Annotated in this window: 11 protein-coding genes; 6 read left to right on the top strand and 5 right to left on the bottom strand. The window is 73.6% G+C overall.

Annotated elements, in window-relative coordinates; genetic code table 11:
* Positions 1-3 precede the first annotated feature (3 nt).
* The gene (locus ACU610_RS05975; RefSeq protein WP_446766794.1) at positions 4-672 is read right to left on the bottom strand and encodes a GntR family transcriptional regulator; all 669 of its coding nucleotides are present in this window, start codon (positions 670-672) and stop codon (positions 4-6) included.
* A gap of 143 nt (positions 673-815) precedes the next feature.
* Here ACU610_RS05975 and ACU610_RS05980 point away from each other — a divergent pair, with 143 nt between their 5' ends.
* The 6 genes from ACU610_RS05980 to ACU610_RS06005 all read left to right on the top strand — a co-directional run bounded on the left by ACU610_RS05980 (position 816) and on the right by ACU610_RS06005 (position 7,460).
* Entirely contained in the window at positions 816-2,189 is a 1,374-nt protein-coding gene (locus ACU610_RS05980) for an L-serine ammonia-lyase (RefSeq protein ID WP_446766795.1), read from the top strand.
* 10 nt (positions 2,190-2,199) lie between these two features.
* A complete protein-coding gene (purU, locus tag ACU610_RS05985; RefSeq protein WP_446766796.1) occupies positions 2,200-3,048 on the top strand; it encodes a formyltetrahydrofolate deformylase in 849 nt (282 codons plus the stop codon).
* A 19-nt stretch (positions 3,049-3,067) separates the two neighbouring features.
* Positions 3,068-4,456 (top strand): bifunctional folylpolyglutamate synthase/dihydrofolate synthase, encoded by a 1,389-nt coding sequence (locus tag ACU610_RS05990; RefSeq protein WP_446766797.1) that lies wholly within the window; start codon positions 3,068-3,070, stop codon positions 4,454-4,456.
* The gene (gene pabB / locus ACU610_RS05995) at positions 4,441-6,411 is read left to right on the top strand and encodes an aminodeoxychorismate synthase component I (protein WP_446766798.1); all 1,971 of its coding nucleotides are present in this window, start codon (positions 4,441-4,443) and stop codon (positions 6,409-6,411) included. The genes ACU610_RS05990 and pabB overlap by 16 nt, the downstream gene beginning before the upstream one ends.
* Positions 6,412-6,442: 31 nt before the next feature.
* Positions 6,443-6,970, top strand: coding sequence for an acyl-CoA thioesterase (locus ACU610_RS06000; RefSeq protein ID WP_446766799.1), 528 nt, complete (start codon positions 6,443-6,445; stop codon positions 6,968-6,970).
* Between the two features lie 205 nt (positions 6,971-7,175).
* Positions 7,176-7,460, top strand: coding sequence for a hypothetical protein (locus ACU610_RS06005; RefSeq protein ID WP_446766800.1), 285 nt, complete (start codon positions 7,176-7,178; stop codon positions 7,458-7,460).
* Between the two features lie 240 nt (positions 7,461-7,700).
* Here the strand turns inward: ACU610_RS06005 and ACU610_RS06010 are convergent, their stop codons facing one another.
* From ACU610_RS06010 to ACU610_RS06025, 4 genes are all read right to left on the bottom strand, one after another.
* Positions 7,701-8,258 (bottom strand): DUF4396 domain-containing protein, encoded by a 558-nt coding sequence (locus ACU610_RS06010; RefSeq protein WP_446766801.1) that lies wholly within the window; start codon positions 8,256-8,258, stop codon positions 7,701-7,703.
* A gap of 95 nt (positions 8,259-8,353) precedes the next feature.
* Positions 8,354-10,702 carry a heavy metal translocating P-type ATPase gene (locus ACU610_RS06015; RefSeq protein WP_446766802.1) on the bottom strand — a complete coding sequence of 783 codons (2,349 nt, stop codon included), beginning with the start codon at positions 10,700-10,702 and terminating at the stop codon, positions 8,354-8,356.
* Positions 10,703-10,747: 45 nt separating this feature from the next.
* Positions 10,748-11,716 carry a hypothetical protein gene (locus ACU610_RS06020; RefSeq protein WP_446766803.1) on the bottom strand — a complete coding sequence of 323 codons (969 nt, stop codon included), beginning with the start codon at positions 11,714-11,716 and terminating at the stop codon, positions 10,748-10,750.
* Between the two features lie 15 nt (positions 11,717-11,731).
* The gene (locus tag ACU610_RS06025; RefSeq protein WP_446766804.1) at positions 11,732-12,013 is read right to left on the bottom strand and encodes a metal-sensitive transcriptional regulator; all 282 of its coding nucleotides are present in this window, start codon (positions 12,011-12,013) and stop codon (positions 11,732-11,734) included.
* Position 12,014 lies beyond the last annotated feature (1 nt).

Genomic DNA, 12,014 nt, shown 5'->3' on the forward strand with positions numbered 1-12,014 from the left:
TCCTCAGATCACCGCGCGGATCGCCTGCTCGAATCCCAGGACGTGCTCACGGGCGAGGTCGTCGGCCTGGTCGGCGTCGCCGGCGGCGATCGCGCGGAGCAGCTCCACGTGCTCCCCGACGTGCTCGTCGACCGTGGGCAGCCGGTCGAGGAACAGGCAGAAGATCCGCGTCGCCAGGTTGTCGTAGCGGATGAGGACGTCCTCCAGGTGGGGATTGCCGGCGGCTCGGTAGATGGCCCGGTGCACGGCGAGGTCCCAGCGCATCAGCTCGGTGCGGTCGATCCGGTCGACGTCCAGGTGCTGGATGCGCGAGGCGAGGTCCTCGAGCTCGGCGTGCGGCGTGCGGACGGCTCGCTCGGCGGCGCGGCGGGCCGCCAACGGCTCGAGCTGGGCGCGGATGTCGGAGATGTGCGCCAGGTCGGAGATGTCCATACCGGTCGCGAAGGTCCCTCGCCGCGGGTAGGACACGACGAGCCGGTCGCCCTCCAGACGCTTCAGCGCCTCGCGGACCGGGGTCCGGCCCACGCCGAGGTCCTTGGCCAGTTCGTCGTCGTCGATCGGGTCGCCCGGACGGATGTCGAGCATGATCAGCCGGTCCCGGATCGCCACGTAGGCCTTGTCCGCCAGGGACGCGACAGCGGACGAGTCGAGATCCAGGGGCGCAGCGGTCACGAGCAGATCGTAGAGGTTGTCGGCCAACGGCTCTTGCCTCTTGAGAGGGATCGACATACCTTCAGACTACATCTGATATACCAACTGTGTACCTGGGTCCGTGGTTGGTGTCCAACGCATCGGCGGGGGAGAGGGAGGCACGGGTGACCATCAGCGCCTTCGACCTGTTCAAGGTGGGGATCGGCCCGTCGAGCTCGCACACCGTCGGCCCCATGCGCGCGGCCTGCGCCTTCGTGTCCCGGCTCCGCGACGAGGGCCTGCTGGGACGGGTCGCCGGGGTGCGCTGCGAGCTGTTCGGGTCGCTGGGGGCGACCGGGCACGGGCACGGCAGCGTCAAGGCGGTCGTCCTCGGCCTCGAGGGGGAGCGACCGGACCTGGTCGACCCGGTCGCAGCCGAGCCACGGGTCGACGCCGTCCGTCGCGAGGGCAAGCTCGCCCTGGCCGGCGAGCACCTCATCGCGTTCTCGGTGGACGACGACGTCGTCCTGCACCGGCGCAAGCGGCTGGAGTTCCACAGCAACGGCATGCTCTTCCGGGCACTGGACGCGGAGGGCAACGACGTCGACCGGCGCGAGTACTACTCGGTGGGCGGTGGATTCGTCCTCGACGAGGACGACGCCGGCAACCCGGTCGTCGTCGAGGACCCCAGGCCCGTCCGGTACCCGTTCCGCACCGGCGAGGAGTTGCTGGCCCGGACCCGGGAGACGGGGCTGCGGATCAGCGACGTGATGCTGGCCAACGAGCTGGCCTGGCGCAGTGAGGCGGAGGTCCGCGCCGGGCTCCTGCACATCTGGGCGGTGATGCAGGAGTGCGTCGAGCGCGGCACCCGGACCACCGGCGTCCTCCCCGGTGGGCTCAAGGTCCGCCGCCGGGCGGCTGCGCTGCGCGCCCAGCTGGAGGACCGTCCGGACGAGGACGACCCGCTCCGTGCGATGGAGTGGGTCACCCTGTACGCCCTGGCGGTCAACGAGGAGAACGCGGCCGGCGGGCGGGTGGTCACCGCGCCGACGAACGGCGCCGCTGGCATCGTGCCGGCCGTCCTGCACTACTACCGCGATTTCGTCGACTCCTACTCCGAGGACGGGGTGGTGCGGTTCCTGCTGACCGCGGCCGCGGTCGGGCTGCTGTTCAAGGAGAACGCCTCCATCTCGGGTGCGGAGGTGGGGTGCCAGGGGGAGGTCGGCTCGGCCTGCTCCATGGCCGCCGCCGGCCTCGCCGAGGTGATCGGGGGGAACCCGGAGCAGGTGGAGAACGCCGCCGAGATCGGCATCGAGCACAACCTCGGCCTCACCTGCGACCCGGTCGGCGGGCTGGTGCAGATCCCGTGCATCGAGCGCAACGCCGTCGGTTCGGTCAAGGCCATCACCGCGGCGCGCATGGCCGTGCGCGGGGACGGCCGGCACCACGTCCCGCTGGACAAGGCCATCAAGACGATGCGCGAGACCGGCGCGGACATGAAGGACAAGTACAAGGAGACCGCCCGCGGCGGGCTGGCCCTCAACATCGTCGAGTGCTGAGGAGGCACCCGTGTCCCACCCGTTCACCCTCACGCTGAGCTGCCCGGAGCGTCCGGGCATCGTGCACGCGGTGAGCTCGTTCCTGTTCGAGCACGGCTGCGACATCGTCGAGCACCAGCAGTTCGACGACCCCCTCCGCGGGCAGCTGTTCCTGCGCACCGAGTTCGTCTGCGCCGAGGACACCGGCGCCGACCGCCTGTCGGCGGACTTCCGAGTGGTGGCCGACGAGTTCGGCATGAGCCACCGGGTCACCGGCGACCAGCCGCAGCGCGTGCTCGTCATGGTGTCGAAGCTCGGTCACTGCCTCAACGACCTGATCTTCCGCTGGCGCGCCGGCAGCCTCGGCGCCGAGCTCGTCGCGGTGGTGTCCAACCACGAGGACCTGCGCCCGATGGCGGAGGCGGCCGGCCTGCCGTTCGTCCACGTCCCCGTGACGCCGGCGACCAAGCGCGAGGCCGAGGCGCGGCTGCTCGAGCTGGTCGACGAGTACCGGGCCGACCTGGTCGTCCTGGCCCGCTACATGCAGATCCTCTCCGACGAGACGTGTGCCGCCCTGCACGGCCGGGCGATCAACATCCACCACTCCTTCCTGCCGGGCTTCAAGGGCGCCAAGCCCTACCACCAGGCCTTCGACCGCGGCGTGAAGCTGGTCGGCGCGACGGCCCACTACGTGACCCCCGACCTCGACGAGGGGCCGATCATCGAGCAGGAGGTCATCCGCATCGACCACACCTACGACCCGCGCGCGCTGGCCACCGTCGGCCAGGACGCCGAGGCGCTGGCGCTGTCGCGGGCCGTCCGGTGGCACAGCGAGCGGCGGGTGCTCCTCAACGGGCACAGCACGGTCGTCTTCCGGTGAACCGGTCGCGGGAGGTCTGATGTCGACCGGGACGGTGGACCGGCTGTCGCCCGCCGGCACATCCTCGTCCCGGGCCGCGCTCGACCGCGTCCGCCGGTACCTGTACGAGGAACTCGGGCCCCAGCAGGGCCCGGCCGGAGCGGGGCTCGTCCGCGCCCGGGCCCTGTTCGGGGCGCTGGGGGACCCGCAGGACCGCTTCCGCGCCGTCCACGTGGCGGGCACCGCCGGGAAGGGCTCGGTGAGCACCTTCGTCGCGAGCCTGCTCCGGGCGCACGGGTTCCGGGTCGGCGCCCATCTGTCACCGCACGCCTACTGCCTCCTCGAGCGGTTCCAGCTGGACGGCGCCCCGGCTCCCGCCGAGCTCGTCGACGCCGCGCTGGCCCGGATCCGGCCGGCGGTCGAGGCGGTGGAGCAGGCCGGGCACGGTCGGCCGTCCTTCTTCGAGGTCACCAACGGCATCGCCTTCGACCTGTTCGCCGACGGTCTCGACTACGGGGTCGTCGAGACCGGGCTCGGTGGACTGCTCGACTCCACCAACACGATCTCCCGGGCGGACAAGCTGGCGGTCGTCACGCCGATCGGCCTGGACCACCAGGACGTGCTCGGGGCCACGCTCCCCGACATCGCGGCTCAGAAGGCCGGCATCCTGCCCTCCGGCGGTCGCGCCGTGGCGGCTCGCCAGGGCGGTCCGGGGGTGGAGGACGTGCTCGGCGCAGAGGCGGCCCGCCGGAGCTGCGCTCTCCGGTGGGTGGACCTGGGCCCCCCGGCGGTGCAGGCCTGGACCGGACCGGGCGGCACCGAACTGTGCCTGCGGGGCCAACCGCCCCTGTCCCTGGGGTTGACCGGGCGGCACCAGGCCGGCAACGCCCACCTGGCGCTGCGTGCCGTCGAGGCGCTGGCTGCGCGCGACGGGTGGGCCCTCGACGCGGACGCCGTCTGGCTGGGGCTGCGGAGCGCCACGCTGCCCGGCCGGTTCGAACGCCGGACGATCGGCGGCCGGACCGCGGTCCTCGACGGTGCGCACAACCCGATGAAGCTCGCGGCGTTGGTGGCGACCCTGCAGGAGGTCCACCCCGGCGCCCGGTTCCCGTGGGTCCTGGCGTTCAAGCAGGACAAGGACCTGGACGCGGCCCTCCACGTCGTCGCCCCGGCGGCCTCCGTGGTCGTCGCGACGGAGTTCCGCTCCGACGGCGGCGACCACCCGGCCGGCGCCTCCGTCCGGGCCGAGCTCGTCGCCGCGGCGGCGGCGGACCGGGGCATCCCGACCGCGGTGGAGCGGGACCCGGTGCTCGCGGTGAGCCGTGCTGCCGAGGAGGCGGACGAGGCGGTGCCGCTCGTGGTGAGCGGCTCGTTCCACCTGCTCGGCGCCGTCCACGGCGTCACGGTGCCGCAGTGGCCGGCAGGCTGACCCCGTCCTGCGCAGGGGCCCGCTTCGACGACCTCCGCACCGGAACGGCGCTCCGGTGTCCCGCGCCCGACCGGATCCTGGTGGCCGACCACCCCGGTGAGGTCGTCGGCGTGCTGGCCGAGGTCGAACGGGCCACCGACGCCGGCCGGTGGGCGTTCGGGTACGTCGCCTACGAGGCGGCTGCCGGGCTGGATCCGCACCTCGCGGTGCACCGGTCCACGCCCCTGGGGATGCCGCTGGCGTGGTTCGGGATCTGTGACGAGCCGATCCCGGTGCCACCGCTCGTGGCCGCTGGGACGGCACGGCCGAGCGACGTCCGGACGTCCGGCGCCACCCAGTGGCGGCCCACGTGGACGGCGGCAGGACATGCTGACGCCGTCGCCCGCATCCGGGAGCGCATCGCCGCTGGGGACACGTTCCAGTGCAACCTGACCGTCCGCATGGCCGGGCGCGTGGCCGCCGACCCGTTCGCCCTGTACCGCGACCTGGCGCTCGGCCAACGCGGGGCCTACAACGCCTACCTCGACCTCGGCCGCTTCGTCGTGGCCAGTGCCAGCCCCGAGCTGTTCTTCGAACGCCGTGGTGACGACGTGCTGCTCCGTCCCATGAAGGGAACGGCGCGGCGGGGACGACACCGGGACGAGGACCGGCGCCTGGCGGCCCAGCTCCGATCCAGCGCGAAGGAGCGGGCCGAGAACGTCATGATCGTCGACCTCATGCGCAACGACATCGCCCGCGTCGCCGAGATCGGCAGCGTCGACGTGCCGGCGCTCTTCACCGTCGAGCGGTACGAGACGGTGCTCCAGCTGACCTCCGACGTCACGGCTCGCCTCCGGCCCGGAACCGGGCTGGTGGAGCTGTTCCGCGCCCTCTTCCCCTGCGGTTCGGTCACGGGGGCACCCAAGCCGAGCTCCATGGAGATCATCCGATCCGTCGAACCCGAGCCCCGTGGCGTCTACTGCGGGGCCATCGGTCTGGTCGGGCCACCCGACGCACCGGTGCGCGCCCGCTTCACCGTGGCCATCCGCACCGCCGTGGTCGACACGGCCACGGGTGAGGCCGTGTACGGCACCGGGGGCGGCATCACCTGGAGTTCGCAGGCCGCGGCCGAGCACGAGGAGGTGCTCGCCAAGGCGGCCGTCCTCCGTGCCCGACCCCGCGAGTTCGAGCTGGTGGAGACGATGCGGTACGAGCCGCAGCGCGGTCTGCGCAACCGGGAGCGCCATCTGCGGCGCCTGGGGGAGTCCGCCGAGCACCTCGGGTTCCGGTTCGACCTGGCGGCCGCGCGCGAGGTCCTGAGCTCGTCGTTGGACGGACGCCCGGCAGCACGGGTCCGGCTCCGGCTCCGCCGCGACGGGACCCTCGCCGTCGACGTGGAGGCCCTGCCCTCGCCCTCTCCCGGCCCGGTGCTGCTCGCGGTCGACGACGAGCCGGTGGACCCCCAGGAGGCCTGGCTCTTCCACAAGACGACCGTCCGGGAACCGTACGACCGGCGACGCGGGCGGCGACCCGACGTCGACGACGTGATCATGGTCAACACGAGGGGAGAGCTCACGGAGGCGACCCGGGCAACCCTGGCGCTGAAGCTGGATGGGCGGTGGTGGACGCCTCCACTGGACTCCGGGTGCCTCCCGGGGGTGGAGCGCGCGCGGCTGCTCGAGACGGGCCGACTGCAGGAGCGGGTGCTCTCCGTGGCCGACCTCGAGCGGGTGGAGGGGTTGGCGGTGCTCAGTTCGCTCCGGGGATGGCGGGCCGCAGCGCTGGGCGCCGTCCGTCGAGGGGCGGCGCCCACCCGAGATCGGGTCTGGCCGGCACGGCCCTGCCCTGACGGGGGGAGCCCGGTGCCCGCCGCGCTCGTCGGCAGGGGACGGGTCGCTCGCGGGGCTCCCACCGCGCGCACCCCGGTCGCAGGTCGACCGACCAGCACCGCCGGCGCGACCGCGACGTCCGTGTGACCGGGTCGCCTCGCCCGGGGAGGATCCGGGGATGTCCACCGACACCGAGCCACCGACCGACCGCAGCAGCGCGGACGAGGACCTCCACCGCCTGTCGATGACGATCCTGATGACGCCCGACATGTCGAACTTCGCGGGCAACGTCCACGGCGGGCTGCTCCTGAAGTACCTCGACCAGGTCGCCTACACCTGCGCGACCCGCTGGGCGCGGACCTACGCCGTCACTCTCTCGGTGGACCAGGTCGTCTTCCGGGAGCCGGTCCACGTCGGTGAGCTGGTGACCTTCCAGGCCAGCGTCAACCGCACCGGGCGCACCTCCATGGAGATCGGGGTGCGCGTGACCACGGAGGACCTGGTCAGCCAGGTCGTCCGGCACACCAACAGCTGCTACTTCACGATGGTCGCGATCGGGCCGGACGGTCGGCCGGTGGAGGTCCCGCCGTGGCGGCCCCGGACCGCCGAGGAGCGCCGGCGCCATGAGGCCGCGGGGCGCCGCCGGGAGCTGCGTCGGGAGATCGAGCGGGCGACCACGGAGATCCGCGCGGCCACGTCGCACTGACGAGGGCGTCGCCGGCCGGAGGGTGGGTGCGCCCGGTGGTCCTGCCTCCTCCTGTGACCACCACTCGGGCGGTCACGGCTCGCTCGGCGGGCGCGGACGTCGGTTGCCGGTGACCGGCAACGCCAGCGCGCCTCATCTGACCGGGCAGGCCCGTAGCCGATGGTGCCGACGGCGGGGATGGTCGGAGTCGGCAACGGAGGTGGTCATGCTCAGCGATTCCGAGCAGCGGGTGTGGGACGACGTCGAGCGGTTCTGGGCCGAGGATGCCGTGGAGCCTCCGCGGCCGGTGCCGGTCGCACGGCCGGCGCCCCGGGACCTGGCCGGTCCGCCCGCCCTCGTGGTCGCCGGCGTCTGGGGTGCGATCCTGCTGATCCTCCTCGGTGCACTGGTCGCCGGGCTGTCGGTCGGTGTCGCCACCGCCCTCGGGTGGGCGCTGTGGCGCCACTGGCCTCGGCTGGGCCGGACGGACCCGACCACGACCACGACCTGATCGGTGCTGGGCGGCGCTCCGGGACGTCCACGACGAGGCCCGTGCCACCGTCGACCGTGAGCTCCCCGACGGCACCCGTGCCCCACGGCCCCGGCGGCGACGACGACCACGGCCGGCTCCGGTCGAGGTCGTCCTCGCTCACCCCCCTGGTCGGGCGCGTCGCCGTCTCCAGCGCACCGGCACCGACGCGCAGCAACAGGTGCCTGTTCCCGTGCGCGAGGGCAGGTGCCGGCGCCTACCTCAGTGGTGCGCGTGCCCGTCGTGCCCCTCGCCTCGTGCGTCGGCGGCCCGGCGCTCATCGGCCTCGTGCCCGCTCCCGTGCCCGGCGCCGTGGTAGGCGTGCACGACGGCGTGACCCTTCCCGCGGCTGATCAGCCAGCGGTTGACCGGCACGGTGACGACGAACGCGACGGCGAGCGCGAACGCCAGCGAACCCCAGAACAGCCAGCTGTCCACGTGTGCCTCCATCGCGCCGGGCACCGCCAGCATGATGGCGTTGTCGACGAGCTCCATCACGGTGATGGAGAGGGTGTCGGCGGCCAGCGCGACCGGGATCGCCGCACGCAGCGACAGGCCGGAGCGCATCACGGGGCCGATGGTGAACGAGTAGCCGAACACGAAGGCCAGGGCGACGGCGAGCACGATCGTCTGCACATCGGACCAACCCAGCGCGGTGCCGATGACCATGCCGAGGACCTCGCCGATGGCGCAGCCGGTGAGGCAGTGCAGGGTGGCCGAGACCGCCAGCCGGGTCAGGGCCGTGCCCGTGGGCCGTTGGGTGTGCGTCGAGTGGTCCATCACTGCTCCTCGATCGGGTGTGCGGACAGGTGGTCGGTGTCCGACCGTCGTGGGTGCCGGGCCCGTCCCGCCCTCGAGGCGGGACGGGCCGCGGGTCAGCGGGTGGCGCCGGCGAGGGTGCCGCGGGCGGGCGTGTGCGCAGCGGCGCCACCGCCGGCGGTGTCGGAGGCCAGCGGGGCGAAGCGGCGCAGCCGCAGGCTGTTGCCCACGACCGACACCGACGACAGCGCCATCGCCGCGCCGGCGATCATCGGGTTGAGCAGGCCGGCGGCCGCCAGCGGGAGCGCCGCGACGTTGTAGACGAACGCGGCGGCCAGGTTGGTGCGGATCGTGCCCAGCGTCCTGCGGGACAGCCGGATGGCGTCCGCGGCCGCCCGCAGGTCCCCGCGGACCAGGGTGAGGTCGCTGGCCTCGATCGCCACGTCGGTGCCGGTGCCCATCGCCAGGCCGAGGTCGGCCTGGGCGAGCGCGGCGGCGTCGTTGACGCCGTCGCCGACCATCGCCACGACCCTGCCCTGGTCCTGCAGCCGCTTGACGACGTCGACCTTGTCGGCGGGCAGCACCTCGGCGATCACCTCGTCGATGCCGACGGCCTCGGCGACCGAGCGGGCGACGGTGGCGTTGTCACCGGTCAGCAGCACCGGGGTCAGGCCCAGGTCGCGCAGTTGACCGATGGCCTCGGCGGAGGTGTCCTTGACCGCGTCGGCGACGACGAGGACGCCGCGGGCGGCGCCGTCCCAGCCGACCGCGACGGCGGTCCTGCCCTCGGCCTCGGCCGCGGCCTTCGCCTGCTCCAGGTCGGGGCTCAGGTGCACCGACCAGTCCTCGAGGAGCCGGGTGCGGCCGACGAGGACCGCGTGGCCGTCGACGACGCCCTGCACGCCGAGGCCCTCGATGGCGGTGAAGCCGTCCACCGGCGGCAGGGTGCCGACCAGCTCGGTGGCGCCCTTCGCGATGGCGGCGGCGATGGGGTGCTCGGAGGCGTCCTCGAGTGCGCCGGCCAGCCGCAGCACCTGCTGCCGGTCCTCGCCGGGGGCGGCGACGACGTCGAGCAGGGTCATCCGGCCGGTGGTGACGGTGCCGGTCTTGTCGAGGACGACGGTGTCGACGCGGCGGGTGTTCTCCAGCACCTCGGGGCCCTTGATCAGGATGCCCAGCTGAGCGCCGCGGCCGGTGCCGACCATGAGCGCGGTCGGTGTGGCCAGCCCCAGCGCGCAGGGGCAGGCGATGATCAGCACCGCGACCGCGGCGGTGAAGGCCGCGGCCAGCCCGCCGCCGGTGCCCAGCCAGAAGCCGAGGGTGCCCACGGCCAGGGCGATGACGATCGGCACGAAGACGCCGGAGATCCGGTCGGCGAGCCGCTGGACGGCGGCCTTGCCGTTCTGGGCGTCCTCGACCAGCCGGGCCATCTGCGCCAGCTGGGTGTCGGAGCCCACGCGGGTGGCGCGCACGACCAGCCGGCCGCCGGCGTTGACGGTGCCGCCCACGACGGCGTCGCCAGGGCCGACCTCGACCGGCACGGACTCGCCGGTGAGCATCGAGGCGTCCACGGCCGAGGAGCCCTCGGCGATCACACCGTCGGTGGCGATCTTCTCGCCGGGGCGCACGACGAACAGGTCGCCGACGGTCAGCTGGTCGATGCCGATGCGCTTCTCGCGCCCGCCGCGCAGGACGGAGACCTCCTTCGCGCCCAGCTCGAGCAGGGCGCGCAGGGCCGCACCGGCGCGGCGCTTGGAGCGGGCCTCGAAGTAGCGTCCGGCGAGGATGAACGTGGTCACCCCGGCGGCGGCCTCGAGGTAGATGTTCCCGGCCCCGTCGGTGCGGGCGATGGTCAGCTCGAACGGGTGCGTCATGCCCGGCTCGCCGGCGGTGCCGAGGAACAGTGCGTACAGCGACCAGGCCAGCGCGGCGAGGGTGCCCATCGAGATGAGCGTGTCCATCGTGGCCGCGCCGTGGCGGGCGTTGGTCCAGGCGGCCTGGTGGAACGGCCACGCGCCCCAGACGACCACCGGCGCGGCCAGGGTGAGCGAGAGCCACTGCCAGGAGGTGAACTGCAGCGCGGGGACCATCGCCATCGCCACGACCGGCACGGTGAGGACCGCGGAGACGGTCAGCCGCTGCCGCACGCTGCGGACGTGGTCGTCGGCCTCCGATGTCGCCGGCTGCCCGTCCTCGGTGCCGGCCTCCGGCCGCTCGGGCAGCTGCGCGGTGTAGCCGGTCTTCTCCACCGTGGCGATGAGGTCGGCGGGTGTGACGTCGCCGGTGACGGAGACCTTCGCCTTCTCGGTGGCGTAGTTGACCGTGGCGGTCACGCCGTCGAGCTTGTTCAGCTTCTTCTCGATGCGCGCGGCGCACGAGGCGCAGGTCATCCCGCCGATCGCCAGCTCGACCTGGGTGTCGCCGGCCGTGGCGGGCCCGGCGGTGTCGGGTGGTGTGGAGCTCATCATCGTCTTCCTCGGAGCGTGCTGGCGGTGGTCCGGATGTGGTCCTCAGCCGTGGGCGTGACCGGCGTCGTCGTGCCCGTCGGCGCCCTCGGTGGCGGGTGCCCCGGTGGCTGCGGCGGTGGTGTCGCCGGCGTGGACGGTGAACTCGGCGGTGCGCACCACGTCGCCGTGCTGGAAGTCCAGGAACAGCCGGTAGTCCCCGGCCGAGGGGGCGGTGGCGTAGAAGGTGATGTCCGGGCCCGGCTGGGTCGTGCCGTCGCCGGGCTCACCGGCCGGGTGGACGTGCAGGTAGGCCAGGTCGCCGTCGCGCAGCGCGACCAGGTGCCCGTAGGCGGCCAGGTAGGGCTGCAGGTCGGTGACCGGCCGCCCGTCCCGGCTGACCGACAGCGTCAGCTGGGACTCGGCGCCGGGGGTCAGCCGGCCGTTCAGGGTGACGGTGTACCCGTCGACCGAGGCCGTGGTGGAGGGCTCGGGCAGCGGCTGCGGGACCTGGTCGCCGGCCACGGCGACGTCGGCGCCCAGGACGAGCGCCGGGTCCTCACCGGCGGGGTCGAAGTCGGCGAACAGTCGCCAGCTGCCGGCGCTCAGGTCCAGCGGGACCGACCAGGTGCCGTCGGCGGCCAGGTCGGGGTGCACGTGCTGGTACCCGGTCAGGTCCCGGCGCACGGCGATCAGGTGCAGGTCCTCGTCGTGGGCGGTGTCGTAGGCGGTGACCGGGCGCCCGTCCGGGCCGAGGACCCGGAACGACACGGAGGTGGCCGCGCCGGCCGGGAGGTGGTCGGCCACGTCGAGGGTGTACCCGTCCTGGGAGATCTGCAGGCCGCCGGGCAGGTGGCTGGCGGCAGCCGGCTGTGCGCTGGTGTCCATCGGGGACTCCGTGTGCGGCTGGGTGTGGGGGGCGGTGTCCTGGGTGGGCTCGCCGATGGGGCCGACCACCGAACCGATGCCGGCGGCCGCGCCGAAGACGGCGACCAGCCCGAGCGTGTAGGCGCCGAGCCGGGTGGGGGTGTCCATCGCGGGTCCTCCGGGTCAGGAGCGGACGAGGCGGGCGATCGCCTCGGATGCCTCGCGGACCTTCGCGTCGGCCTCGGGGCCGCCCTGCTGCGCGGCGTCGACCACGCAGCCGGCCAGGTGCTCGTCGAGCAGGCCGAGGGAGAACGACTGCAGCGCGCGGGTCGCCGCCGACACCTGGGTCAGGATGTCGATGCAGTACTGGTCGTCCTCCACCATGCGCTGCAACCCGCGGATCTGGCCCTCGATGCGGCGCAGGCGCTTGAGGTGTTCGTCCTTCGCGTGGGTGTAGCCGGCCATG

The organism is Geodermatophilus sp. URMC 61, assembly GCF_052931555.1.